General features: G+C 64.6%; 24 protein-coding genes. 15 read left to right on the forward strand and 9 right to left on the reverse strand.

Going from position 1 to position 23,803, the window contains the following annotated elements; translation table 11 throughout:
* Positions 1-85: 85 nt before the first annotated feature.
* Both AC1RR3_RS21945 and AC1RR3_RS21950 read right to left on the reverse strand, forming a co-directional pair.
* Positions 86-682, reverse strand: a complete 597-nt coding sequence (locus AC1RR3_RS21945; RefSeq protein ID WP_492825199.1) for a hypothetical protein — start codon at positions 680-682, stop codon at positions 86-88.
* 207 nt (positions 683-889) lie between these two features.
* Positions 890-1,294, reverse strand: coding sequence for a DUF4260 domain-containing protein (locus tag AC1RR3_RS21950; protein WP_492825200.1), 405 nt, complete (start codon positions 1,292-1,294; stop codon positions 890-892).
* Between the two features lie 149 nt (positions 1,295-1,443).
* On the opposite strand from AC1RR3_RS21950, the gene AC1RR3_RS21955 reads away from it, so the two are divergent.
* Both AC1RR3_RS21955 and AC1RR3_RS21960 read left to right on the forward strand, forming a co-directional pair.
* Positions 1,444-2,976, forward strand: coding sequence for an acyl-CoA carboxylase subunit beta (locus tag AC1RR3_RS21955; RefSeq protein ID WP_211386629.1), 1,533 nt, complete (start codon positions 1,444-1,446; stop codon positions 2,974-2,976).
* Between the two features lie 118 nt (positions 2,977-3,094).
* Positions 3,095-3,442 carry a hypothetical protein gene (locus AC1RR3_RS21960; RefSeq protein WP_492825201.1) on the forward strand — a complete coding sequence of 116 codons (348 nt, stop codon included), beginning with the start codon at positions 3,095-3,097 and terminating at the stop codon, positions 3,440-3,442.
* A gap of 111 nt (positions 3,443-3,553) precedes the next feature.
* Here AC1RR3_RS21960 and AC1RR3_RS21965 read toward each other — a convergent pair whose 3' ends face one another.
* Together AC1RR3_RS21965 and AC1RR3_RS21970 are read right to left on the reverse strand one after the other, a co-directional pair.
* On the reverse strand, positions 3,554-4,201 hold the full coding sequence (locus AC1RR3_RS21965) for a glutathione S-transferase family protein (protein ID WP_492825202.1): 648 nt from the start codon (positions 4,199-4,201) through the stop codon (positions 3,554-3,556).
* A gap of 94 nt (positions 4,202-4,295) precedes the next feature.
* Positions 4,296-4,763, reverse strand: coding sequence for a hypothetical protein (locus tag AC1RR3_RS21970; RefSeq protein ID WP_492825203.1), 468 nt, complete (start codon positions 4,761-4,763; stop codon positions 4,296-4,298).
* A gap of 425 nt (positions 4,764-5,188) precedes the next feature.
* Here AC1RR3_RS21970 and AC1RR3_RS21975 point away from each other — a divergent pair, with 425 nt between their 5' ends.
* Positions 5,189-5,461, forward strand: coding sequence for a twin-arginine translocation signal domain-containing protein (locus AC1RR3_RS21975; protein ID WP_492825204.1), 273 nt, complete (start codon positions 5,189-5,191; stop codon positions 5,459-5,461).
* Between the two features lie 151 nt (positions 5,462-5,612).
* Here AC1RR3_RS21975 and AC1RR3_RS21980 read toward each other — a convergent pair whose 3' ends face one another.
* The 3 genes from AC1RR3_RS21980 to AC1RR3_RS21990 form a co-directional block, all read right to left on the reverse strand.
* Complete coding sequence (locus AC1RR3_RS21980; protein WP_220010698.1) at positions 5,613-5,855, reverse strand: GCG_CRPN prefix-to-repeats domain-containing protein; 243 nt, start codon at positions 5,853-5,855, stop codon at positions 5,613-5,615.
* A gap of 197 nt (positions 5,856-6,052) precedes the next feature.
* Positions 6,053-7,060, reverse strand: a complete 1,008-nt coding sequence (locus AC1RR3_RS21985; protein ID WP_492825205.1) for an alpha/beta fold hydrolase — start codon at positions 7,058-7,060, stop codon at positions 6,053-6,055.
* 139 nt (positions 7,061-7,199) lie between these two features.
* Complete coding sequence (locus tag AC1RR3_RS21990) at positions 7,200-7,898, reverse strand: metalloregulator ArsR/SmtB family transcription factor (RefSeq protein WP_492825206.1); 699 nt, start codon at positions 7,896-7,898, stop codon at positions 7,200-7,202.
* Positions 7,899-8,062: 164 nt separating this feature from the next.
* Between AC1RR3_RS21990 and AC1RR3_RS21995 the strand changes: the two genes are divergently transcribed.
* Genes AC1RR3_RS21995 through AC1RR3_RS22005 form a run of 3 tightly spaced genes read left to right on the forward strand, consistent with a single transcriptional unit; the run spans position 8,063 to position 9,607 of the window.
* A complete protein-coding gene (locus AC1RR3_RS21995) occupies positions 8,063-8,371 on the forward strand; it encodes an NIPSNAP family protein (protein ID WP_018647290.1) in 309 nt (102 codons plus the stop codon).
* Positions 8,372-8,395: 24 nt separating this feature from the next.
* The gene (locus tag AC1RR3_RS22000) at positions 8,396-8,746 is read left to right on the forward strand and encodes an antibiotic biosynthesis monooxygenase family protein (protein WP_492825207.1); all 351 of its coding nucleotides are present in this window, start codon (positions 8,396-8,398) and stop codon (positions 8,744-8,746) included.
* A gap of 51 nt (positions 8,747-8,797) precedes the next feature.
* On the forward strand, positions 8,798-9,607 hold the full coding sequence (locus tag AC1RR3_RS22005) for an isocitrate lyase/PEP mutase family protein (protein WP_492825208.1): 810 nt from the start codon (positions 8,798-8,800) through the stop codon (positions 9,605-9,607).
* A 56-nt stretch (positions 9,608-9,663) separates the two neighbouring features.
* On the opposite strand, the gene AC1RR3_RS22010 is transcribed toward AC1RR3_RS22005, so the two are convergent.
* Positions 9,664-10,056: a hypothetical protein gene (locus AC1RR3_RS22010; RefSeq protein ID WP_492825443.1), complete on the reverse strand. Its 393-nt coding sequence runs from the start codon at positions 10,054-10,056 to the stop codon at positions 9,664-9,666.
* Positions 10,057-10,244: 188 nt separating this feature from the next.
* Between AC1RR3_RS22010 and AC1RR3_RS22015 the strand changes: the two genes are divergently transcribed.
* Positions 10,245-10,889 (forward strand): trimeric intracellular cation channel family protein, encoded by a 645-nt coding sequence (locus AC1RR3_RS22015; protein WP_492825209.1) that lies wholly within the window; start codon positions 10,245-10,247, stop codon positions 10,887-10,889.
* 112 nt (positions 10,890-11,001) lie between these two features.
* On the opposite strand, the gene AC1RR3_RS22020 is transcribed toward AC1RR3_RS22015, so the two are convergent.
* Positions 11,002-12,210: a c-type cytochrome gene (locus AC1RR3_RS22020; protein WP_492825210.1), complete on the reverse strand. Its 1,209-nt coding sequence runs from the start codon at positions 12,208-12,210 to the stop codon at positions 11,002-11,004.
* A gap of 279 nt (positions 12,211-12,489) precedes the next feature.
* Here AC1RR3_RS22020 and AC1RR3_RS22025 point away from each other — a divergent pair, with 279 nt between their 5' ends.
* The 8 genes from AC1RR3_RS22025 (at position 12,490) to AC1RR3_RS22060 (ending at position 23,711) form a co-directional block, all read left to right on the forward strand.
* Positions 12,490-15,981 (forward strand): indolepyruvate ferredoxin oxidoreductase family protein, encoded by a 3,492-nt coding sequence (locus AC1RR3_RS22025; protein ID WP_492825211.1) that lies wholly within the window; start codon positions 12,490-12,492, stop codon positions 15,979-15,981.
* 1,165 nt (positions 15,982-17,146) lie between these two features.
* A complete protein-coding gene (locus tag AC1RR3_RS22030) occupies positions 17,147-18,304 on the forward strand; it encodes a thiolase family protein (RefSeq protein ID WP_492825212.1) in 1,158 nt (385 codons plus the stop codon).
* A complete protein-coding gene (locus AC1RR3_RS22035; protein ID WP_492825213.1) occupies positions 18,304-18,693 on the forward strand; it encodes a Zn-ribbon domain-containing OB-fold protein in 390 nt (129 codons plus the stop codon). The genes AC1RR3_RS22030 and AC1RR3_RS22035 overlap by 1 nt, the downstream gene beginning before the upstream one ends.
* Before the next feature lie 205 nt (positions 18,694-18,898).
* The gene (locus AC1RR3_RS22040) at positions 18,899-19,759 is read left to right on the forward strand and encodes a MaoC family dehydratase (protein ID WP_492825214.1); all 861 of its coding nucleotides are present in this window, start codon (positions 18,899-18,901) and stop codon (positions 19,757-19,759) included.
* A gap of 194 nt (positions 19,760-19,953) precedes the next feature.
* On the forward strand, positions 19,954-20,832 hold the full coding sequence (locus AC1RR3_RS22045) for an SDR family oxidoreductase (protein ID WP_492825215.1): 879 nt from the start codon (positions 19,954-19,956) through the stop codon (positions 20,830-20,832).
* A 109-nt stretch (positions 20,833-20,941) separates the two neighbouring features.
* Entirely contained in the window at positions 20,942-21,895 is a 954-nt protein-coding gene (locus AC1RR3_RS22050; protein WP_492825216.1) for a dihydrodipicolinate synthase family protein, read from the forward strand.
* Between the two features lie 4 nt (positions 21,896-21,899).
* Positions 21,900-22,718 carry an NUDIX hydrolase gene (locus tag AC1RR3_RS22055; RefSeq protein ID WP_492825217.1) on the forward strand — a complete coding sequence of 273 codons (819 nt, stop codon included), beginning with the start codon at positions 21,900-21,902 and terminating at the stop codon, positions 22,716-22,718.
* Between the two features lie 78 nt (positions 22,719-22,796).
* Positions 22,797-23,711, forward strand: a complete 915-nt coding sequence (locus AC1RR3_RS22060) for a DMT family transporter (RefSeq protein WP_492825218.1) — start codon at positions 22,797-22,799, stop codon at positions 23,709-23,711.
* The last annotated feature ends 92 nt before the right edge of the window (positions 23,712-23,803 follow it).

Raw genomic sequence — 23,803 nt, forward strand, 5'->3', positions numbered from 1 at the left:
GAGCAGCTCGCGAAGCGGGCGTCTCGAACCATGAAAGTCGAGCAGGTTCACAGCTTCAATAATGTCAAATGGGACTACCCTGGCCTCAGGGCCTGTCGGCCGTCTTCTTCACCGTCAGCGCCTGGTCAATGGCAAAGCCGCCGATCTCGCTCATCGCCTGCGAGATCACGTCGCCCTTGCGGGCAAAACCTTCGGAAAGGACATCGAACTGGGTGCGCGCCAGCCGCAGCACCTCGATCGGCACGGAGACCACGGTCTCGTTGAAGCTGTCCACGGAGGCGCGCAAGCTGTCCAGCTCGGAGGTGAGCTTGCCGATATGGCTTTCGGCATCCTGCATCAGGCAGAGCAGCTTGCCGCGCTCGGCATTGAACGCAGCGCGCTCGGCGGCAGCGGCCGCAGTGACGTCGGCCAGCTGTGCCCGCAGCGCCTCGATCTGGCTGACCATCGCGTCGGAGGCGAGCTCTGCGGCCTCGCGCAGCTCGGTGCTGCGCGTGCTCTCTTCCTGCTGCTGGTGATAGAGCCGCTCGGCCGTCATCGCGCGCTGTGCCAGCGACTCGATCAGGCTCGCCGCGCGCAACAGCATCTCGCCGTTCCGCCCTGACACCATGCTGGCCATGCGCCGCAGGAAATCGACGGTTTCGGACGATGAGTTCGGCGGCAGTGGGACGACCGTCGCGGACATGAGGGTGATGCTTGCAGTCAGAAGAGATGGACCGCCGCCGTACCGACTGGGCTCACGCAACATTCGGCGCCTGATCGTAAGCCCCGAGCAAGCCTGAATCGGCTGGCCCGGTCAACTGGCTGGCGCGGTAAATGCGGCTTCGTAGCTCGGATGGAGCGGAGCGAAATCCGGGCTACGCGGTCAGCCGCAGCGGGGCTAAATTTGAGGTCAGGCGTCCTTCTGCCGCCCGATCCGGCCTAGATGGGTGAAGCCGAACCCGGCCGAATATTTCAGGCCATAGCCGAGCGCCCGGTCGATGCCGATATGGGCGAGCCAGATCAAGGCGATGGACAAGGTGAGCGGCGAAGTGAGGCCGAAACCCAGCGTCAGCAGCGCCACGGGAGCCATGTAGCTGTGGGCGGCATTGTAGGCCAGCGCGCCGAATTTGGCGCCTGACAGGTAGGCCAGGAAGCTTAGATCGGGGACGAAGAAGAGCAGGGCAAACACTGCCCAAGAGCCGTCCCAGGCCCAGTAGAGCATCACCATGCCCAAGAACAGGGTCAGGCCCTCCAGCCGCAGCAGGATGTTGACACCGCCGGTCACAGAGCCGGTTTCCGCCGTTCCTTGGTCCATCGTCGCCTCCCGGGCAAAACTTTGTAATTCCTTGCGCTTTGGCGCTGCTTCAAGGCAGCCCTGCGGCGCCGAAAGCGGCTTCCCGGCCCGCAAAATGCCGTGTTAGAACCCCCGCCAATCGCATTTAGGCTAAGAACTGGCGGGAGCAAATGAAGAATATTCTGGACGCCCTTGAAGATCGTCGTGCCGGCGCAAAGCTCGGCGGCGGGGAGAAGCGCATTGAGGCGCAGCACGCCCGCGGCAAGCTGACCGCCCGCGAGCGCATCGAGCTGCTGCTCGACAAGGGATCGTTCGAGGAGTTCGACATGTTCGTCGAGCACCGCTCCACCGAGTTCGGCATGGAGAAGAACAAGATCCCCGGCGACGGCGTCGTCACCGGCTGGGGCACCGTCAACGGCCGCAAGACGTTCGTCTTTGCCAAGGACTTCACCGTGTTCGGCGGCTCGCTGTCGGAAACGCACGCGCTGAAGATCACAAAACTCCAGGACATGGCGATGAAGGCGCGGGCGCCCATCATCGGCCTCTATGACGCGGGCGGCGCCCGCATCCAGGAAGGCGTCGCCGCGCTCGCCGGCTATTCCTACGTGTTCCGCCGCAACGTGCTCGCCTCCGGCGTGATCCCGCAGATCTCCGTCATCATGGGTCCCTGCGCCGGCGGCGACGTCTATTCGCCGGCCATGACCGACTTCATCTTCATGGTGAAGAACACCAGCTACATGTTCGTCACCGGCCCCGACGTGGTGAAGACCGTCACCAACGAGGTCGTGACCGCCGAAGAGCTCGGCGGCGCCTCGGTGCACGCCACGCGCTCCTCCATCGCGGACGGTGCCTTCGAGAACGACGTCGAGACGCTGCTGCAGATGCGTCGCCTGATCGACTTCCTGCCGTCCAACAACACCGACGGCGTGCCGGAATGGCCGAGCTTTGACGACATCGGCCGGGTCGACATGTCCCTGGACACGCTGATCCCCGACAATCCGAACAAGCCCTACGACATGAAGGAGCTGATCCTCAAGGTCGTGGACGAGGGCGACTTCTTCGAGATCGCGGACCTGTTCGCGAAAAACATCGTCACCGGCTTCGGCCGCATCGCCGGCCGCACCGTCGGCTTCGTCGCCAACCAGCCGATGGTGTTGGCCGGCGTGCTCGACTCTGACGCCTCCCGCAAGGCCGCGCGCTTCGTCCGCTTCTGCGATGCCTTCAACATTCCGATCGTCACCTTCGTCGACGTCCCGGGCTTCCTGCCGGGCACCGCGCAGGAATATGGCGGCCTGATCAAGCACGGCGCAAAACTGCTGTTCGCCTATTCGCAGTGCACCGTGCCGCTGGTCACGATCATCACCCGCAAGGCCTATGGCGGCGCCTTCGACGTCATGGCGTCGAAGGAAATCGGCGCCGACATGAACTACGCCTGGCCGACCGCCCAGATCGCGGTGATGGGCGCCAAGGGCGCGGTCGAGATCATCTTCCGCAGTGACATCGGCGACCCCGACAAGATCGCAGCAAGAACCAAGGAATACGAAGACCGCTTCCTGTCGCCGTTCATCGCAGCGGAGCGCGGCTACATCGACGACGTCATCATGCCGCACTCGACGCGCAAGCGGATCGCAAGGGCGCTGTCGATGCTGAAGGACAAGAAGGTGGAAACGCCGGCGAAGAAGCACGACAATTTGCCGTTGTGAGGACACGCAGCCCGGATGGAGCGTAGCGAAATCCGGGTTTCGCCTTGGTCCCGCATGTCGCTTCGCTCATGCGGGCTACTGGCTCCGTTTCTGATTTGGCATCCTCGACCTAACTCGAATGACCGAAGACGATTCCAGCGACGAGATTTCCGACATCGAAGCCCGGATCGAGGCACTGGCCGCGATCGCCGAACGGTGCCGGAAGTACATTCTGGCGTCCAAGATCGCCGTTGGCAGTGGAGTCGCGCTACTGCTGATCACGATCCTCGGCCTGTTAGGGACGGGGCAGACCGCCGCACTCGGATCGATCGCCCTGGTGCTCGGCGGAATTGTTTCGCTCGGCTCGAATGTCAGCACGTTGCGTCAGACGGACGAGGCTATCCAAGCCGCGGAGGCGCTTCGTGCACAATTGATCGGCAGGATCAACCTTCGGGTGGTTGAGGACACGCCGATGAAATTGGTGTGATGCACTGTATCGCGCAGTGTACGGTGCGTAGGGTGGATTAGCGAAGCGTAACCCACCATCTGTGTTGAGACATGCATTGGCGGATTACGCTTCGCTAATCCACCCTACGAGCTACGAGCGCGCCACATCCGCCGCTGCGAAATGCGCCATCTGGTCGGCATGCGCCTTGACGAATGCCGGCCGCCCGGTGGCGCGCGCGACGTAGGCGCGGCAGGCGGGGCTGTCCGCCAGTCCGCCCTGACTATCGACGACGCGCAGCACGTCCGACATCAGGATGTCTGCGACGGAGAAGGAGCCCGCGAGCCATTCGCGCTCCGCCAACACCGGTTCGAGATGCTTGAGGCGAAGCTTGAGGAAATCGTCGACGAATTTCCAGGCCGCCGTGTCGGTCGGATGTCCCATGAACTTCGACATCGTCCAGGGCAGGCTCGCCATCTCCACCGAATTGAGCGCCGCGAATACCCACTCCGTCGCATCGCTGCGGCCGCGCGGATCTGACGGCATCAGCTTGGTGCTGAGCTGTCCCAGATGCAGCAGGATCGCGCCGCTCTCGAAGATCGAGAGATCGCCGTCGGTCAGCCACGGCACCTGGCCGAACGGCTGGTGCGCGAGATGTGCGGGGCCCTTGTCGCCGGACACTCTCGCGACGCGATAGGGCAGGGCGGCTTCTTCGAGCGCCCAGCGGACGCGAAGGTCGCGGACGAAGCCGCGCGGGGGCGGGGGAACCCAGTCGAAGGTGGTGAGGGTGAGGTCGGGCATGCGGCGTCTCCTCGCTGTCTGGGCAGAGGACGGATGAGGAGCGGACGTTCCGACAGAGGGGAGATGTTTTTTGTGCGTAGCGTGCTCCGCCGGCTTACCGGCACGCCGGATAGCCGAAGCGCCTGACGATTTCGCTTCCCGAGATCGAATGGAAGGCGAAGGTGTCCATGAAATGGTTCTCGGTGACATATTGGCGCAATGCGGCGTTATATGTGCTGGCCATTTGTTGCGTGCGCGACGGGCTGATAATGCCCTTTTTCATGGATCCGCCCGCGTGAAACAACAAGGTGGCGCCCGGCATGACGCAGACATTGCGTATGGACAGGAACATCGTGCAGGCCGATTGACAATGGCCGTCGATGCGAAAGCGCTCACCCGACGCGTTGTACTGCTGGATCACTGCCAGGAAGTGATCAAATTCGGCTGGAGTGGCCGCGCCGTAGCCCATATGCAGGGACGACACGGAGCCGTCGGCGTAGGCCGATTGTCCGGCCAGACCGCAGAACACGAGAAGGTATCTGAGCGCTCGCAACGCCCGCGCCAATCGCTGCCATTTGTTCACGGTACTCTCCTGAATAGGTGGAGTGTTTGAAAGTGGTCATTCCAATGCGTCTTGCAGATAGGACTATACTGGTCTTTCATCGACGGAGGCGCGATCACTGCCGGGCTGGGTGATCTCTATCGTCACGGGATAGATGAGTTTTGCGGCGAGGTGACTGGCCCGACGTGAAACGCACGCGCGAGACGCTGGTGCTGGCGCAGGAGTTTGCGAAGTAGCCGCGGTCTTGTAGCCCGGATGGAGCACAGCGCAATCCGGGATTTTCGCGTGAGGCTTCGTCGGCCCCGGATTGCGCTTCGCTCCATCCGGGCTACGGACCCTTCCTGTCACCGTTGCAATGAATCTGAACGCGCGATTCAGCCGCAGTTCATGTCGCGAGCCCGACACTTCCTCCGCATCATGCAACGCTTGCCCGAGAGGAAGACATCATGGAACGCCGCAATTTTCTGAAGCTCGCATTCGGCGTCGCGGCCGGAGCCGCCGCGTTCACCGCCGCCGCACAGGCCGCGCCGCTGGCGCCGCAGCCGCTCGGCGATCCCCGCATGCCGCAAGGCAATCCGGATGCTCATCCGGCGGTCACCAGCAGCGAGGAAGCCGCCCAGCTCAAGCCGGAGCAGGTGCACTGGCATGGCCGTCACCGGGGCTGGGGCCGCAGGCACTGGGGCTGGCGCCGCCGGCGCTGGCATCGCCACCATTGGTAAGCTTCGCGCAAGCCAGGCTTTGAACGGGGACCGCGGGTCGCGGTCCCTGTTTTGATTCGGCGCTGTTGCAAGACGATGCGTTGCAGCCGCCCAAAGAAATGGCCGCGCAGGCTGATCCTGCGCGGCCATTTTGCAATGCGAAAAGAAGAGATCAGATCGGGCGGCAGCGGCCACCCCACCAGCGGAAGCCGTACGGGCACACGCGCGGGCGCACCACGACGACAGGCGCGGGAGCCGGCGCCACCACGACGACCGGCGGGCGTCCGGCCATCGGGCGGCAGCCACCATACGGGCCGCGATACCAGCCGGGGCCGCAGCCGCCAGCGGCGCTGGCCGCTTCGCTAAAACCGACGACCGCGCTCGCGAGCATCACGGCGGCGAAGAGATATTTCATTTGACCTTCCTTCTCGTCCTTGGGGCAGATTCTCAGGGGACAGCGCGCTTGCGGCGCACAATGAATCAAAAGACACGATTCGACACGTTAAATCTCGGAGATACGTGCCGACACGTCGCGATCCAAATCTGCCAATCATGACCTGAATGCGGCATGAACGTTCCCCGCATCCTGCCTTGGGGGACACGTACCTGTCGCTAGCGCCCGAGAAAACCCAGCACCAGCTCCCTGTACTTCTCCGGCGCTTCAAGGAAGACGAGATGGCCTGTGTTGGGGATCACCACGGCCCGCGCGTTCGGCATCTTCGCGGCGAGCGCCTTCGCGAGCTCGGCATTCTCGCCCATCTTGGCGCGCAGCGCCTCCGGCGCGAGGGGGCGGCCCGGCGCGTTGTGATCGTCGGCGCCCATGATGAACAGCGTCGGCTCGGTGATGAGTGCGACCTCGTGCGCCACAGGCTCGCGATAGATCATCTGGCCGGAGCTGACGAAGGCGCGCAGCCAGCGCGGGTAATCGGGGCTGCCCTTGATGTTGAAGCGGGCATCGATGAAGGGCGTGATCTGATCCGGCGGCAGCTTGATCGCGTAATTGGTCTGGAGCTGTTTTCGGTAGCCCTCGGCGGTGAGCTTGTCCTCGCTCTCGATGATCTTCTCGGTCGGCGTCGGCGGCACGTAGAGGCGGTAGTCCTCGAGCCCAATGGGGGCCGTCAGAACAAGGTGCGCGACACGGTCCGGATAGGCGCGGGCGATGCGTACGCCCAGCATGCCGCCGAGCGAATGCGCGACGACCTCCGCCTTGTCGATCTTGAGATGGTCGAGCAGCGCGATGGTGTTGCGCGCCAGCGTGTCGAAATGCAGTTCACCCAGGGGCTTGGAGGATTTGCCGAAACCGATCTGGTCCGGCACCACGACGCGGAAACCGGCCTCGCTCAGCATCTTGATCACGGGCGCCCAATAGCTCGACGGGAAATTGCGTCCGTGCAGCAGCACGACAGTACGGCCGTTCGGCTGCGCAGGCGCCACGTCCATATAGGCCATGCTGAGTTGCTCGCCGTCATTGACCACGGGGAGCAGTTGCACAGGGTAGGGATAGGCAAAGCCTTCGAGCGCGATGCCGTAGGGCTCGCGCGGGGCGGTGTCGGCGGCATGGGATGCAAACGAGCTAGCAAGGAGGGCGGCAGCGAGCGCGGCCGGGAGGAAGCGGTTCATGAAGGTCTCCGTCATGCCCGGGCCTGTCCCGGGCATCCACGTGCCAGCCGCAACAAAGGCGTGGATGGCCGGGTCAAGTCCGGCCATGACGACGGGGAGAGTTCACACGCAAATGTGCGGTCGCACGCATCTCGCGTGATCAGTCCTTCCCATTCCCGAACAGCGCGGCGAACTGCTTTTCGCCGGTGCGGGTGAAATTCACCACGCGGCTGCCGGGCGTGGCGTCGCGCGCGGCCCATTTCAGCTCGGCGAAGCGCTGCATCATGGCGGCCCCCAGCGTGCCGGCGAGATGGTGGCGCCGCTCGCTCCAGTCGAGGCAGGCCTTGCAGACAGGGCGGCGGGGATGGGCGAGCATCTCGGCCGAGATCTGCAGATGCTTTGCCAGGAAGCGCTCACCCTCGGCCGTCAGCTCGATGTCCTGCTTCTTCTGCCTGACCAGGTTTCGCTCGCGCATGGTGTCGAGCATCTGCACGCCGAGATCGCCGGCGAGATGGTCGTAGCAGATGCGCGCGCGCCGCAGCGCCGGATCCTTCGGCCCGGTGCGCACGCGCATATGGCCGGTGCGCGCGGCAAGGCCCGCAAGCCCCTCGAGCACGCCGGCGACGTCGTCGTCGGTGAGGCGGTAGTAGCGGTGGCGGCCCTGCTTCTCCGGCTCCACCAGCCCGCCGGCTTCGAGCTTGGCGAGATGCGAGCTCGCGGTCTGCGGCGTGATGCCGGCCTCCTGCGCCAGCTCGCTCGCGGTGAGCGCGCGTCCGTTCATCAGCGCCGTGAGCATGTTGGCGCGGGCGGGGTCGCCGACCAGCGCGGCGATCATGGCGATGTCGGGTCCTGATTTCATGCTTCGATGGTAGCCGAAGCATTGTGGTCGGGCAAGCCAGTAGTCTCTCAACACGTCGTCACTGCGAGGAGCGCAGCGACGAAGCAATCCAGACTGTCCCCGCGGGGGGATTCCTGGATTGCTTCGCTGCGCTCGCAATGACGGGAAAACCAGGAGAGCCCACCATGTCCGTCACCGTCTTCATCCGCTACCAGCTCGATCCCTTCAAGCGCGCGCAGTTCGAGGAGTATTCAAAACGCTGGCTCACCATCATCCCGAAATGCGGCGGCGACCTGATCGGCTATTTCATGCCGCACGAAGGCACCAACAACATCGCCTTCGCGCTGATCACCTTCGAAAGTCTGGCCGCCTATGAAGCCTATCGCGCCCGGCTGCGACAGGATGCGGAAGGCATGGCGAATTTCCATTTCGCCGAGGAGCACAAATTCATCCTCGCCGAAGAGCGCACGTTTTTGCGCAAGGTGGTATTGTAGGCCACCAACGATGAGGAGACGCCCATGATCGCCGTGATCTTCGAAGTCTGGCCCAAGCCGGAACACCGCCAGACCTATTTCGACCTCGCGGCCGATCTGAAGCCGATCCTGCAGACCATCGACGGCTTCATCTCGGTCGAGCGTTTCGAGAGCCTGACCGAGAAGGGCAAGATCCTGTCGGTGTCGTTCTGGCGGGACGAAGCAGCAGTCCAGGCCTGGCGCAATACGATGGAGCACCGCCGCACCCAGGCCAAGGGCAGGGCGCAGATCTTCGCCGATTATCACCTGCGCATCGCCAGCGTGGTCAGGGACTACAGCATGAACGATCGTGAGCAGGCCCCGAAGGACAGCCGCGCGGTGCACGACGTGCACTAGCGCGCTTCGAAGAGCGTGCCTATGTTCGCGCGGCCAACAAGGGAGAGAAACATGCATGTGACAACCGCTGACAAGCGCGCGGCGTTCAAGAAGATGCACGAGAGCGGCTGCTTCGTTCTGCCCAATCCGGTCGATGTCGGCAGCGCCAAGGCGTTGCAGCATCTCGGCTTCAAGGCGCTGGCGTCATCGAGCGCGGGCTTTGCCTGGACCATCGGCAAGGCCGACAATCGCGTCACCGTCGAGGACGTCTGTCAGCATCTGGCAGCATTGAGCACGGCTGTCGATATCCCCGTGAATGCGGATTTCGAAGGCGGTTTTGCGGTCGAGCCGGACAAGGTCGCCGACAATGTCGAGCGCTGCGTGCGCACCGGCGTTGCCGGTCTCTCGATCGAGGATTCCACCGGCGACAAGAACAACCCGATCTACGACCGCGCGCTGGCGGTCGAGCGCATCAAGGCCTCGCGCAAGGCGATCGGCGACAGCAACACGATGCTGGTCGGCCGCTGCGAGGCGTACCTCTGGGGCATCACCGACCTCAAGCTCGTCATCGACCGGCTCGCGGCTTACGCGGACGCGGGCGCCGATTGCCTCTACGCACCTGGCCTGAAGACCCGCGAGGACATCGCCGCGGTGGTGAAGGCGGTCGCACCAAAGCCGTTCAACCTGCTGATCGGCGGCTCCGGCCTGTCGCTCAAGGAGGCCGAGGATCTCGGCGTCCGGCGCATCAGCGTCGGCGGCTCGCTCGCCCGCGCCGCCTGGGGCGGTTTCATGCGCGCCGCGAAGGAGATGGCGGAGAAGGGCACGTTTACGGAGCTTGCCGGCGGCTATCCCGGCGGTGAGCTCAACAAGATGTTCAGTTAAACGAAAGGCGGCGGGACCTTTCGGGTCCCGCCGCCTTCACGCTTCATTGCAAATCGTTACTTCGCACCCTCGGACGGAGCGGCCGGATCAGGCGCCGCCGGCTTGCTCGGCGCAGCACCGGTGGTCACGCCCGGCGCGGTGTTGCCACGCGGCGTTACGTCACGCATGCCGGGAGGCGCGGCCGGATTGGCCGGCGTGGTCTGCGCGGTCTGCGACATCGGCGCGTTGCTGGCCTGGTTACCGGTGCTCGAATTGTTCAGGCCATAGAACACAGCGCCCAGCACCAGGGCGACGGCCACGGCGAACAACGCAACCTTGCCGCTGGAGGCGGGGCCTTCACCAAGCTCGGGATCGGCCTGGAGATCGGCATCCCGGCGCGCCGCACGAAGGTACTCATCGTCGGTGAAGTTGGGGCGATACGGATCGTTGGGAAAACGGTCGTCAGCCATCATGAGGTCTCCTCGTTTATTGCGGCCTGACAACCCGTAGATGCGAGATTCTGTTCCGCCCGCTCCAATGCTTTCGTCGCATGTTGCCCCCGCGCCGGGAATCGGGAACCTGTTCCACCGGATGAAACTCCCGATCATCCTGGGAACCCCCAGGGTAAGTTCCATCACAGGGAGGAGGGAACAAGGCGATGTGGAGCCTGCCACCGACCGATAGCGTGCTGCATTTCCTGTCGCTGATCGCCGTCGCCGCGCAAGGCATGTCCGCGGCGCTCGCGGCTGGCAGGCGCAGCATGGACTGGCTGGGCGTCTGCTTCCTCGGCTGCATCACCGCGCTCGGCGGCGGCACGCTGCGCGATCTCTTCCTCGGGCACTATCCGCTGGCCTGGGTGCAGAACCCGATCTATCTCGCGCTGGCCGGCGGCGCCGCCTTCCTCACCATCTTGATGGCGCGGCTCGTGCACAGGCTCAAGCTCGCCTTCATCGTGCTCGATGCGATCGGCCTCGTCGTCTTCACCATGACCGGCTGCGACATCGCCTGGCAGATGGATGCCACGCTGCCGATCGTGATCGTCTCGGGCATGGTGACGGGATGCGCCGGCGGCGTGTTGCGCGACGTGCTCTGCAACGACGTGCCGCTGCTGTTTCGCTCCGAGCTCTACGCCACCGTTTCGGTGGCGACCGGCCTGTTCTACGCCACCGCCTTCGGCCTCAATCTCAACGCCGAGCTCTGGACCATCTTGACCTTCATCCTCGGCATCAGCTTCCGCCTGCTCGCGGTGCGCTACAAATGGGAGATGCCGAAATTCGTGTTCACGGGGGACGAGGAAAAATAGCGCTTGTGTTGCCTCGCTCCATCCCCGTCGTCATTGCGAGCGGAGCGAAGCAATCCAGAGATGCATCCGCGGAGACAGTCTGGATTGCTTCGCTCCGCTCGCAATGACGGGACTATTGCCCCTTCCTTGCCTTCGCCACCTGCGCCGGCGTCACCAGCGGGCCGGCATTGCCCCAGGAATTGCGGATGTAGTTCGCAACTGCCGCGATCTCGTCGTCGGACAATTGCTTGGCATAGCCCGGCATCTCGCCGGTGTTCGGCGCGCGGGGCGTCGTCACGGTGTGGGCGCCGTCGAGGATGATGCGCAGGGTCGAGGACGGATTGACCGATTGCAACAGCGCATTGGCGGGCAGCGGCGGATAGATCCGCGGCGCGCCGGACCCATCGGCCTCATGGCAGGCGATGCAGAGCCTTGCGTAGACGGCCTGGCCCGTCTTCATCTCGGCCTCGTCAGGCGGTGTCACGATGGTCTCGCGCCGCGCCGGCGGCAGGCTCTTCAAGTAGATCGCGATCGCGCGCAAATCGGCATCGCTCATCTTCGCGGTCGAGTTGACGACGACCTCGGCCATCAGCCCGCCGGCATGGCTTTTGGCATTGCGCCCGCTTTGCAGATACTCGGTGATGTCCTCGGCGCTCCACGATTTCAGCCCGGTGCGGGGCGCGCCATCGAGTCTTGGCGCGTACCAGCCGCCGACCTCGTTGCCGGACAGCGCCTGCGCGGTCTTGTCGGCGCCAAAATAGTTCTTCGGCGTGTGGCAGGCGCCGCAATGGCCGAGCCCGGTGACGAGATAACCACCGCGATTCCACGCCGCGCTCTGGCTCTGGTCCGGCTCGAACAGGCCGGGCCTGAAGAACATGGCGTTCCAGACCCGCATCAGGCCGCGGTAGCCGAACGGCCAGCGCAGCTCCGGCGGCTTGTTGCGGCTCACGACGGGCGCGAGCGTGCCGAGATAGGCCCGGATCGCCAGCGTGTCGTCCTTCGTCATCCTGGTGAAGTAGGGGTAGGGGAACGCCGGATAATAGTAAGACCCGTCAGGCGCGATGCCGGTGCGCAGGGCGCGGGTGAAATCGGCATCCGCCCAGGCACCGATCCCGGTGCCGCGGTCCGGGGTCAGGTTCGGCGCATAGATCGCCCCGAACGGCGTGTCGATGCGCTTGCCGCCCGCGAATGGCTTGGCCGGATCGGCGGTGTGGCATCCTGCGCAATCGCCGGCCTCGACCAGCGTCTTGCCATAGGCGATCAGCTCCGGCGACGGATCGGCGGCGAGGGCGGTGCTTGCAACTGCACTGCACAAGAGCACAACAGCCAGAATCGTCCGCATCCCGAGGTCTCCTGCGACCAATCACCCCCGCCCTGCATGATACATGCGTCGATTCATTTCGCGACGGCGGGGGTAAGGTGACACAAATTGAAAATCGCCGATGCCTTGCAGCCACGAAATTGCGATTTTTACCCGACGCTCCCTTTGGTCCAGATTTGTGATGCGCCGCGTTAAATATCCGACATAGAGTGGCGGAGATGGTCGGCGCGCCCTAGCTAAAAACAACGGGCAGGCAACGGCTTAAGCAGCCAAACGCTCAAAAGGGCGGAAGAGGACATAATGGGTATCAACCAGGGTCCGATCAGTCTCGATCAAAAATACACGCAAGGCACCGGCCACATTTTTACGACCGGCATTCAGGCGCTGGTCCGTCTGCCCATGGCCCAGATCCGCCGCGACCGCGCCGCGGGCCTCAACACCGCCGGCTTCATCTCCGGTTATCGCGGCTCGCCGCTCGGCGGCTACGACCAGCAGCTGTTCGCGGCGCGAAAGCATCTTGAGCAGTACAACATCAAGTTCCAGCCCGGCGTGAACGAGGATCTGGCGGCCACCGCTGTCTGGGGCTCGCAGCAGCTCAACCTCTCGCCCGGCGCCAAGTACGATGGTGTGGTCGGCATCTGGTACGGCAAGGGCCCCGGCGTCGACCGCTGCGGCGACGTGTTCCGCCACGGCAATGCCGCAGGCTCGGCCAAGAACGGCGGCGTGCTGTGCCTTGCCGGCGACGATCATGGCGCAAAGTCCTCGACCGTCCCGCATCAGTCCGACCATGCGTTCATGTCGGCCTTGATGCCGTATCTCTACCCCTCGAGCATTCACGAGATGATCGAGATGGGCCTGCTCGGCATCGCGATGTCGCGCTATTCGGGCTGCTGGGTCGGCATGAAGGTGATCACCGAGACGGTGGAGACCACCGCCGAGATCGACCTCACCGACGAGATGAAGCCCTTCATCATCCCCACCGATTTCGAGCTGCCGCCCGGCGGCCTCAATCTGCGCTGGCCCGACGACCGCTTCGAGCAGGACCGCCGCCTCCAGGACTACAAGGGCTTTGCCGCGATCGCCTTTGCGCGCGCCAACAAGGTCAACCGCATCACCATGGATTCGCCGAACGCCCGCTTCGGCATCATGGCCTCGGGCAAGAGCTACGAGGACGTCCGCCAGGCGCTGCGCGAGCTCGGCATCACCGAGGAGGTCGCCGCCAAGATCGGCCTCAGGCTCTACAAGATCGGCATGCCCTGGCCGCTGGAGCCGGAAGGCGTGCGCCAGTTCGCGGTCGGGCTCGAAGAGATATTCATCATCGAGGAGCGGCGCGAGATCGTCGAGAACCAGGTCAAGCAGGAGCTGTTCAACTGGCGCGACGACGTCCGCCCCCGCATCGTCGGCAAGATGGACGAGCACGACAAGCGTTTTCTCACGTTCTCCGCCGAGCTCAGCGTTGCCTCGCTCGCGACCTCGCTCACCGAGCGGCTTCTCAAGCTCGATCTCAACCCCGAGATCAAGGAAATGCTCCGCGTCAAGGCCGACTGGTTCAACGGCCGCCAGGCCACGCAAATGCAGGCCGTCGCGCCTGTCTCCCGCACCCCGTATTTCTGTTCCGGCTGCCCCCACAACACCTCGACAAAGGTCCCCGAAGGCAGCCGCGCGCTTGCCGGCATCGGCTGCCACTTCATGGCGCTGTGGATGGACCGTTCGACCGAGACCTTCACGCATATGGGCGGCGAGGGCGTGCCGTGGGTCGGCATCGCGCCGTTCACCAACGAGAACCACATTTTCGCCAATCTCGGCGACGGCACTTACTTCCACTCCGGGCTTCTGGCGATCCGGCAGGCGGTCGCCTCCAAGACCAACATCACCTACAAGATCCTCTACAACGACGCGGTCGCCATGACCGGCGGCCAGCGTCATGACGGCGATCTCTCGCCGCAGCAGATCACCTTCCAGCTCCACGCCGAAGGCATCCGCGAGATTTACCTGGTTTCAGAAACCCCCGACGCCTATCCCGCCGACACCATCGCGCCTGGCGTGAAGCTGTATCACCGCGACGAGCTCGACAACGTCATGAAGATGTGCCGCGACACCAAGGGCACATCGGCGATCGTCTTCGTGCAGACCTGCGCCGCCGAGAAGCGCCGCCGCCGCAAGCGCGGCCTGATGGAGGATCCGGCGCGCCGCGTCATGATCAACCCGGCGGTCTGCGAAGGCTGCGGCGACTGCTCGGTGCAGTCGAACTGCATCTCGGTCGAGCCGCTGGAGACCGCGTTCGGCCGCAAGCGCGCCATCAACCAGTCGTCCTGCAACAAGGACTATTCCTGCGTGAAGGGTTTTTGCCCGTCCTTCGTCACCGTCGACGGCGGCAAGCCGCGCCATCGCGCACCGGCCGATCTCGGTGACATCGGCGCGCTGCCGGAGCCGGCTTCCCGCCCGACGCTCGACAAGCCCTACAACATCGCCGTCGGCGGTGTCGGCGGCACCGGCGTGCTCACCATCGGTGCGCTGCTCGGCATGGCCGCCCACATCGAGGGCAAGGCCTCGATGATCCTCGACATGTCCGGCCTCGCGCAGAAAGGTGGCGCGGTGCTCAGCCACGTTCGCCTGTCGGATCATCCGGCGGAAGTGACCTGCTCGCGCATCGTCACCGGCACGGCCGATCTCGTGCTCGCCGCCGACGAGGTGGTCGCCGTCGCGAAGGACACCATCTCGCTCTGCGACACCAGCCGCACCCGCGGCATCATCAACAGCCACGTCATTCCCACCGCCGACTTCGTCCTCAACCGCGACTTCAACTTCCAGACCCGCAAGCTGAACGGATTGCTGGAGACCGCGCTGCACAAGGACTCCGTCTTCTTCGATTTCACCAAGCCGGCCGAGCAGCTGCTGGGCGACAGCATCGCCACCAACATGATGATGATGGGCTACGCCTATCAGAAGGGGCTGTTCCCGCTGTCGGCGGAAGCGATCGAGCAGGCCATCGAGGTCAACGGCGTCTCGATCAAGATGAACAAGGAAGCCTTCCGCCTCGGCCGCCTCGCGGTCGCGGATCCCAAGCGGCTTGCCGACATGCTGAAGGGCACGGACGAGGTCGTTGTGCCCAAGACCCTCGATGCAATGACGCTGGACGAGGTGATCGCGCACCGCAGCAAGCATCTCACTGCCTATCAGAATGGGCGCCTCGCCAAGCGTTATCGCAAGCTGGTCGATCAGGTCAGCGATGCCGCCAGGCAGGGCGGCTACGATGAGGCGCTGCCGCGCGCGGTGGCGATCAACTACGCCAAGCTGCTCGCCTACAAGGACGAATACGAGGTCGCGCGCCTGTTCAGCGACGGCGCCTTCGAGCAGCAGCTCCGCGACCAGTTCGAGGGCGACTTCAAGTTCAACTTCAACCTGGCCCCGCCGATCCTCAGCCGCGGCGTTGACGCGCTCGGCCGCCCGAAGAAGCGCGCCTTCGGCCCGTGGATGCTGAAGGTGTTCGGCGTGCTGGCAAAGTTCAAGTTCCTGCGTGGCACCCCGTTCGACATCTTCGGCCGCAGCGCCGACCGCAAGCTCGAACGCGATCTGATCACCGGCTACGAGAAAGACGTCTCCACCGTGCTCGGCCTGTTGTCGCCGCTCACGATCGACACCGCAGTCGAGCTGCTCTCGCTCCCCGACCGCATCCGCGGCTACGGTCCGGTGAAGGAGAAGGCGGTCGCCGACGCCAAGGCCCGCTACGCCCAGCTCGCCGCGGACCTGGCGAGCCCGCCGCCGGCGCCGAGGCAGATCGCGGCGGAGTAGGACTCCCTGATGAGCGAGTGGCTGGCTCTCCACTGGATCGAATTGTCGTTCGGTTTCGTGTGAGGAGTCATCTGCTCGCCGACTCGGCTCTTTTGGGAAAGAGTCTTGTTCGCCGGCGGGCTTGCCCTGGTGGCCTACTTCCTTGTGGTTCGCGCGGTTGCCCATGCCGGATTCAGGTGGGACAACGAAATTGCCGCCTTTTGCCTGCTGGGTGCGTTTCCCGGGTGCTTTGTGCGCCCCGTGCTGGGTTTACTCCATCGGCGAATGCAGTCCCGTAGCCCGGATGGAGCAAAGCGCAATCCGGGATGAACGCATGTGCTGTGACGTCACAGCTGGCTCGCGGACCGACGGCACCATCCGTTGTGCTGCCTGTCGGGCAAAACACCCAATTGACGGGTCAATCCCCCGGCGCAAAAACATTCCGCTTTACCGAAATTCGGAATTGTCGTATCTGTCCGTCACCTCATCCCTCTCAGAGGGGCGTATCGCGATCGTCACGAAACGCGGGGTGAGCGGCGGTGGACGCGGGCTGCGTCGCACGAGCGCTTGTCGCGCGTGCACGACGGGCGCGGTCTCGCGTACGGCAAAATCGTGTGGTCCTGACGCCCGGGGTCTGTGCGTCAAGTCTTGCGGGTAGCTCGCAAGGCGACGGGGGCAATAGTGCAACGCTCCCCGGGGAGAGCACGACATAAGCCGTAAAGCCACTGCGCAGGGAAGGCCGGATGTCTGGCCACACCTGTATGCCGCTGTGCAGCCTCTTGTAGCGCAACTTTCGCACAGTGGACCGTGGGTGCCCGGCCGGCACCCGGTCTTCCCTGCGCCCTCTGTTCCGACAGGGGAGCAAGACGGAAGCAAGGCTCGGGCAGGATGCGCCGCGAGGATGCGGCGCTGTGTCTGCAAGGTAAGGTCTCGTGCCCCGGACGCTGCGCAGCACGAAGTGGTGCGCTGCTGAGCCGGGGCCCATCTCGCACCGAGTCCGCGGCCTCATGGGTCCCGGCTCTGCGCAGCAGCGTTGCACGCTGCAGCGCGTCCGGGACACGAGAGCATCCCTATTTGCGCCAACCCGCTGCCCTCTCGCAGGGCGGAATATTTCCGCGCTTGCCAATCAGCCCACTGCGGTTCAGAAAAAAGAGCCAAGAAGAAACGCGAGCGGAGACCTGAAGTTTTGACCATCAAGGGCAAGGCCTACATTGCCGGGATCTACGAACACCCGACCCGGCATGCGCCGGACAAATCCACCGCCCAGCTCCACGCCGAGGTCGCCAAGGGCGCGATCGAGGATGCCGGGATCAGCAAGGACGATGTCGACGGCTATTTCTGCGCGGGCGACGCACCCGGCGGCGCCTGGCCGATGGTCGACTATCTCGGGCTGAACACCAAAAAGCTCCGCCACGTCGATTCCACCGAGACTGGCGGCTGTTCCTACATCATCCATCTCGGCCATGCCGCTGAAGCCATCGCGGCGGGCAAATGCTCGATCGCGCTGATCACGCTCGCCGGCAAGCCGCGCACCGGCGTGATGCCGCCGCGCGCGGCCGGCGCGGAAGCCGATTTCGAGTCCGCTTACGGCGCGACCACGCACAATGCCTATGGCATGTGTGCCATGCGCCACATGCACGACTACGGCACCACCAGCGAGCAGCTCGCCTGGATCAAGGTCGCCGCCTCGCATCATGCGCAATACAATCCGCATGCGATGCTCAAGGATGTCGTCACCGTCGAGGACGTCCTGAACTCGCCGATGATTTCCGATCCGCTGCATCGGATGGATTGCTGCGTTGTCTCCGACGGCGGCGGCGCGCTGATCGTGACCACGCCCGAGATCGCCAGGAGCCTGAAGAAGCCGCTGGTCAAGCTGATCGGCCATGGCGAGGCGATGAAGGGCCCGCGCGGCGGCAAGGACCTCGACCTCACATACTCCGCCGGCATCTGGTCCGGTCCGCGCGCGTTCGAGGAAGCCGGCATCACACCGAAGGATATCAAGTACGCCTCGATCTATGACAGCTTCACCATCACCGTGCTGATGCAGCTCGAGGATCTCGGCTTCTGTAGGAAGGGCGAGGGCGGCAAGTTCGTCGCCGACGGCAATTTGATCTCGGGCGTCGGCAAGCTGCCGTTCAACACCGATGGCGGTGGGCTCTGCAGCAACCATCCCGTCAACCGCGGCGGCATGACCAAGATCATCGAGGCCGTGCGGCAGCTGCGCGGCGAGGCGCATCCGAAGGTGCAGGTTCCGAATTGCGATCTCGCCATCGCCCACGGCACCGGCGGCCTCCTGGGCGTTCGCCACGCCGCCTCGACCGCCATTCTGGAGCGCGTGTGATGAGCGAAGCGAAAAAATATCCGGCCCCGGTCACGAGCCCCGAGACCGCGGCGTTCTGGGACGCGGCCAAGCAGGGCAAGTTCATGATCAAGCGCTGCACCGCCTGCGGCGAAGCGCATTACTTCCCGCGCTCGATCTGTCCGTTCTGCTACTCCGACAAGACGGTGTGGGAGGAGAGCTCGGGCGAGGGCACGATCTACACCTGGAGCCTGATGCGGAAGTCGCCGACCGGCCCCTATGCGATCGCCTATGTCACGCTGAAAGAAGGTCCGTCGGTGCAGACCAACATCGTCGACTGCGATCTCGAGAAGTTGAAGATCGGCCAGAAGGTGAAGGTGGTGTTCAAGCCGACGGATGGCGCGCCGCTGCCGTTCTTCACGGTGGCCTGATTTTTTTCTTCCCCCCTTGTGGGGGAAGGTGGCGCGAAGCGCCGGATGAGGGGTATCGCTCCACGCAGAGACTTTCGATGCGGAGCCAACCCCTCACCCAAATGAGTTTGCCGCACGGCTCTCGCAGCCCTCTCCCACAAGGGAGAGGGCACATTGACGGGCGCCGGTGCTCGCTGAGACGAATACCGGGAGGAAAACAAACAAAATGTCCGCCAGATACGAAGAACTCAAAGGCCTGAAAAACCTCGGCCAGAAATACGCCTACAGCGATCGTGAAGTCATGCTCTACGCCTATGGCATCGGGCTCGGCGCCGATCCCATGGACGAGAACGAGCTCGCCTTCGTCAACGAGGGCACGTTCACGCCGCGGCCGCTCAAGGTGGTGCCGACGTTTGCCTCCGTCGCGGCGTGGGGCTCGGGGCCCGGCGAGATGAACCTCAACCGCGTGATGGTGGTCGACGGCGAGCGCGACATCACCTTCCATCAGCCGCTGCCGGTGGCCGCGCACATCACCGCCGACTCCTCCGTGGTCGAGGTCTACGACAAGGGCAAGGACAAGGGCGTCGTCATCGCGCATCAGACCGTGCTGAAGAACGAAAAGGGCGAGAAGCTCGCAACGCTGGTCGCCTCGCGTTTCGCCCGCGGCGATGGCGGCTTCGGCGGGCCGAACCTGACCCAGCCCGATCCGCACAAGATCCCGTCGCGTTCGCCTGACAAGACCATCGACATCGTCACGCGCCCCGACCAGGCGCTGGTCTATCGCCTCTGCGGCGACCGCAATCCGCTGCACAGCGATCCCGAGTTTGCCAAGAAGGCGGGCTTCCCGCGCCCGATCCTGCACGGCATGTGCACCTACGGCATCACCTGCCGCGGCGTGCTGCAGACCTATGCCGACTACGACGCCTCCGCCTTCCGCCAGCACGTCGCGCGGTTTTCCTCGCCGGTCTATCCCGGCGAAACCGTGACCATGGACCTCTGGAAGGACGGCAACACGATCTCGTTCGAAGCCAAGGTGAACGCGCGCGGGGTCACGGTGATCAAGAACGGGAAGACGGTGCTGGGTTAGGCGGGCACGGTGTTTCACTCCCTCGCCCCGCTTGCGGGGAGAGGGTGGGGTGAGGGGGAGTCTCCGCAGGGACGGTGACAGTCGAGTTCGCGGAGGCTCCCCCTCACCCTGAAATCAAGCTGCGCTTGATTTCAGGCCTCTCCCCGCACGCGGGGAGAGGCGAAGCAAGAAAACAAAACCAGGGAGAAGCCACCATGGGACTACTCGACGGCAAGGTCGCGCTGATCACCGGCGCGGGCGGCGGGCTCGGTGAGGCCTACGCAAAGCTGTTCGCGCGGGAAGGGGCCTCAATCGTCGTCAACGATCTCGGCGGGCCCCGCGATGGCTCCGGCGCCGACAAGTCTATGGCGCAGCTGGTGGTGGATGCGATCAAGGCCGAGGGCGGCAAGGCGGTCGCCAACGGCGCCGACATCTCCACCATGGAAGGCGGCCAGTCGGTGTTCGACGACGCCATCAAGCATTTCGGCCGCGCCGACATCCTCGTCAACAATGCAGGCATTTTGCGCGACCAGACCTTCGCCAAGGCCACCGAATCCGACTGGGACAAGGTCATCAAGGTGCATCTGAAGGGTACCTTTTGTTGCACCATGCCGGTGTTTCGCTGGATGCGGGAAAACGGCGGCGGCGTCATCGTCAATACGTCCTCGACCTCGGGCCTGATCGGCAATTTCGGCCAGACCAATTACGGCGCGGCCAAAGGCGGCATCTGGGGCCTGTCCAACGTGCTGGCGATCGAGGGCCGCAAGTACAACATCCGGATCTGGACGCTGGCCCCGGGCGCGCTGACCCGCATGACCGCAGACCTGCCCCGCTATAAGGAGAACCCGGGGGCGGCGCTGGGGCCGGACGGCATCGCGCCGGCCGTGCTATACATGGTCAGCGACTTGTCGGGCGATCAGACCGGCAAGGTGCTGGGCGTGTCCGGGCCCCGCGGCGTGCGCGAAATGCGGATGATGGAAATGGAAGGCTGGAAACCGCCGCACTCGGGCTGGAAGGCCCAGGACATCGCCGATCATGCCAGGGAGATCTTCTTCTCCGAGGAGCAGATCAAGATGGGGGCGCGGAGGTTTTAGTCTTTTCCGTCATTCCGGGGCGTGCGAAGCACGAACCCGGAATCTCGAGATTCCGGGTTCGGCTCTGCGAGCCGCCCCGGAATGACGAACAATGAGATAGGGAAAGACGATGAAACTGACCGCCGACGCCAAGGGCACCTTCGCAATCGCGCCGACGCCGTTCCACGATGACGGCCGGATCGACGAGCGCTCGATCGACCGCCTGACCGATTTCTACGAGGAGGTCGGCTGCGACGGCGTCACGGTGCTGGGCATCCTCGGCGAAGCGCCCAAGCTCGACGCCGCCGAGGCCGAGCAGGTCGCGGTGCGCTACGTCAAGCGAGCCAAGAAGATGCAGGTGATCGTCGGCGTCTCCGCGCCGGGCTTTGCCACCATGCGCTCGCTGGCCAGGGCTTCGATGGACGCAGGCGCGGCCGGCGTGATGATCGCGCCGCCGCCCTCGCTCCGGACTGACGACCAGATCGTCGGCTATTTCAAGCAGGCGGCCGAGGCGATCGGGCCCGACGTGCCCTGGGTGCTCCAGGACTATCCGCTGACGCTCACGGTGGTGTTCACCCCCGTCGTGATCCGCAAGATCGTCATGGACAATCCGAACTGCGTCATGCTCAAGCACGAGGACTGGCCGGGTCTGGAGAAGATTTCGACCTTGCGCGGCTTCCAGAAGGACGGCTCGCTTCGTCCGCTCTCGATCCTCTGCGGCAATGGCGGCACGTTCCTCGATTTCGAGATGGAGCGCGGCGCCGACGGCGCCATGACCGGCTATGCCTTCCCCGAGCTTCTGATCGACGTCGTGAACCTCTCCAAGGCCGGCAAGCGCGATGCCGCGCATGATCTGTTCGACGCGCATCTGCCGCTGATCCGTTACGAGCAGCAGCCGGGTGCGGGCCTTGCCGTGCGCAAATACGTGCTGCAGAAGCGCGGCATCATCGCCTCCAGCGCGCAGCGCAAGCCCGGCGCGACGATCACGCCGGCGGCGAAGGCCGAGGTCGAGTACCTGTTGTCGCGCGTCGCTCGGTTCGACAAGCGCGCCAATCTCGGCCCGCAATCCAGCGCCGCTGGTTAGTTGAATGGCCGAGACATCAGCATCACGCCCGGCGTCGACCATCCTCCTGCTGCGCGATGGCGCAGCGAAGGTCGACGGCAAGAGCCGCGACGAAGTCGAGGTCTTCATGATGGTCCGCCATCATCAGATCGAGTTCAACTCGGGCGCGCTGGTGTTTCCCGGTGGCAGCGTCGATGCCGGCGACAAGGAGATCGTCGCCCGGTCTGACCTCTATTCGGGTGGCGAAGCCTTAAGCGAATCGGATCGCGGTTTTCGGATCGCCGCGATCCGCGAGACCTTTGAGGAGAGCGGAATCCTGCTGGCGCGCGCGAAGGACTCGGGCACGCCTGTTGATGCCAAGCGTGCCGGCGAGATCGCCGACAAGCATCGCGTCGCGCTCAACGAGCACAAGATCAGCTTCCTCAGCATCCTCGCCGACAACGGCCTACAGCTCGCGCTCGACACGCTCGTGCCCTACGCGCACTGGATCACGCCGGAAGGCATGCCGAAGCGTTTTGACACCTGGTTCTTCCTTGCCGCCGCACCGCCCGATCAGCTCGGCGCGCATGACGGCCGCGAGTCCACCGACTCGATCTGGGTCTCGCCGCGCGAGGCGGTGGAGGGCGGCGAGAGCGGCCGCTTCAAGCTGCCGTTCCCGACCACGCGCAATCTGATCCGGCTCGCCAAGCAGGGCAGCGTGAGCGCTGCACTCGACCATGCCAAGGGCATGTCCATCGTCACGGTGATGCCTGTCATGACCAAGACCGAAACCGGCCGTCAGCTCCGCATCCCCCGCGAGGCCGGCTATGACGGCGAGGTCTTCGAGGTCGGCGCGGTCGGCTAGGACACTTCGACACGCAACGAACTATTGCGCCAATGGCCGCTGTATGTTCCGTCCGCTGACACAGGGACGGAACGCGCCATGGACAACCGGCAGGACACCACCATCGCCGTCGAGCTGGCGCTGCTCGTCGCGCTCGCGACGCTGTGGGGCGGCTCCTACACCTTCATCAAGCTCGGCGTTGCCACCATTCCACCGATCACGCTGATCGCGGCGCGTACTGCGATCGCGGGCCTGCTGCTGCTCGTCGTCATGTGGGCGCGCGGCATCCAAATGCCCACGGATGCTGCGACCTGGCAGCGCTTCGCCTTCCAGGCGGTGCTCAACAGCGTCATCCCCTGGACGCTGATCGCCTGGGGTGAGCGCCATGTCGATGCGGCGCTTGCCACCATCCTCAACTCGGCCGGACCGATCTTCACCTTCCTGCTCACGGCGGTGGTCACCCGCCACGAGGCGACGACGCCGCGAAAGCTGTTCGGCGTCGTCGCCGGCATGGCCGGGATCCTGCTGATCGTCGGCACCGATGCCCTTCTCGACACCGGCAGCGGCCTCGTCGCGGAAGCCGCCATCGTCGCTGCCACGATCTGCTACGCCTGCGCCGCGATCTTCGGCCGCAATTTCAAGGGGCTCGATCCGATGGCGCCTGCGGCCGGCTCGCTGCTGGTGGGCGCAGCCGCGCTGATCCCGGCCTCACTGGTGTTCGAGCAGCCCTGGACGCTGTCGCCCTCGCTGAGTTCCGTGCTGGCGCTGCTCGCGCTCGCGATATTCTCGACCGCGGCGGCGTTCGCGATCTATTTCCGCCTGATCCAGACCCTCGGCTCGGTCGGCACCACCGCGCAAGCCTATCTACGCGTTCCGATCGGGGTCGCCATCAGCGTTGCCTTCCTCGGCGAAAGCCTGAGCCGGACCGCCTGGATCGGGCTTGCCTGCGTCGTCCTCGGCGTTGCCGCCATGACGATCCCGGCCCGGAGGCAGGCACGCGTCGAAACGTCATAACCGGGGCGGATGAAGGGCGGCGGGTCTGTAATATTAAGGATATTCGGCCGCCCAAGGCATGTTCCCCCCGGGCCGCAATACGTCGTATATTG

This window comes from Bradyrhizobium sp. GW821-FHT13H05 (assembly GCF_058804065.1).

Bases quoted from the DNA above. Each gene is read 5' to 3' on its own strand.
- AC1RR3_RS22055 (WP_492825217.1), top strand. From the start codon at position 21,900: ATGGCCGAGACATCAGCATCACGCCCGGCGTCGACCATCCTCCTGCTG.
- AC1RR3_RS21965 (WP_492825202.1), bottom strand. From the start codon at position 4,201: ATGCCCGACCTCACCCTCACCACCTTCGACTGGGTTCCCCCGCCCCCG.
- AC1RR3_RS21980 (WP_220010698.1), bottom strand. From the start codon at position 5,855: ATGAAATATCTCTTCGCCGCCGTGATGCTCGCGAGCGCGGTCGTCGGT.
- AC1RR3_RS21985 (WP_492825205.1), bottom strand. From the start codon at position 7,060: ATGAACCGCTTCCTCCCGGCCGCGCTCGCTGCCGCCCTCCTTGCTAGC.
- AC1RR3_RS22005 (WP_492825208.1), top strand. From the start codon at position 8,798: ATGCATGTGACAACCGCTGACAAGCGCGCGGCGTTCAAGAAGATGCAC.
- AC1RR3_RS22045 (WP_492825215.1), top strand. From the start codon at position 19,954: ATGGGACTACTCGACGGCAAGGTCGCGCTGATCACCGGCGCGGGCGGC.
- AC1RR3_RS22040 (WP_492825214.1), top strand. From the start codon at position 18,899: ATGTCCGCCAGATACGAAGAACTCAAAGGCCTGAAAAACCTCGGCCAG.
- AC1RR3_RS21990 (WP_492825206.1), bottom strand. From the start codon at position 7,898: ATGAAATCAGGACCCGACATCGCCATGATCGCCGCGCTGGTCGGCGAC.
- AC1RR3_RS22035 (WP_492825213.1), top strand. From the start codon at position 18,304: ATGAGCGAAGCGAAAAAATATCCGGCCCCGGTCACGAGCCCCGAGACC.
- AC1RR3_RS21945 (WP_492825199.1), bottom strand. From the start codon at position 682: ATGTCCGCGACGGTCGTCCCACTGCCGCCGAACTCATCGTCCGAAACC.
- AC1RR3_RS21950 (WP_492825200.1), bottom strand. From the start codon at position 1,294: ATGGACCAAGGAACGGCGGAAACCGGCTCTGTGACCGGCGGTGTCAAC.
- AC1RR3_RS22025 (WP_492825211.1), top strand. From the start codon at position 12,490: ATGGGTATCAACCAGGGTCCGATCAGTCTCGATCAAAAATACACGCAA.
- AC1RR3_RS22000 (WP_492825207.1), top strand. From the start codon at position 8,396: ATGATCGCCGTGATCTTCGAAGTCTGGCCCAAGCCGGAACACCGCCAG.
- AC1RR3_RS21955 (WP_211386629.1), top strand. From the start codon at position 1,444: ATGAAGAATATTCTGGACGCCCTTGAAGATCGTCGTGCCGGCGCAAAG.
- AC1RR3_RS22010 (WP_492825443.1), bottom strand. From the start codon at position 10,056: ATGGCTGACGACCGTTTTCCCAACGATCCGTATCGCCCCAACTTCACC.
- AC1RR3_RS21975 (WP_492825204.1), top strand. From the start codon at position 5,189: ATGGAACGCCGCAATTTTCTGAAGCTCGCATTCGGCGTCGCGGCCGGA.
- AC1RR3_RS22015 (WP_492825209.1), top strand. From the start codon at position 10,245: ATGTGGAGCCTGCCACCGACCGATAGCGTGCTGCATTTCCTGTCGCTG.
- AC1RR3_RS21960 (WP_492825201.1), top strand. From the start codon at position 3,095: ATGACCGAAGACGATTCCAGCGACGAGATTTCCGACATCGAAGCCCGG.
- AC1RR3_RS22020 (WP_492825210.1), bottom strand. From the start codon at position 12,210: ATGCGGACGATTCTGGCTGTTGTGCTCTTGTGCAGTGCAGTTGCAAGC.
- AC1RR3_RS22050 (WP_492825216.1), top strand. From the start codon at position 20,942: ATGAAACTGACCGCCGACGCCAAGGGCACCTTCGCAATCGCGCCGACG.
- AC1RR3_RS21995 (WP_018647290.1), top strand. From the start codon at position 8,063: ATGTCCGTCACCGTCTTCATCCGCTACCAGCTCGATCCCTTCAAGCGC.
- AC1RR3_RS22060 (WP_492825218.1), top strand. From the start codon at position 22,797: ATGGACAACCGGCAGGACACCACCATCGCCGTCGAGCTGGCGCTGCTC.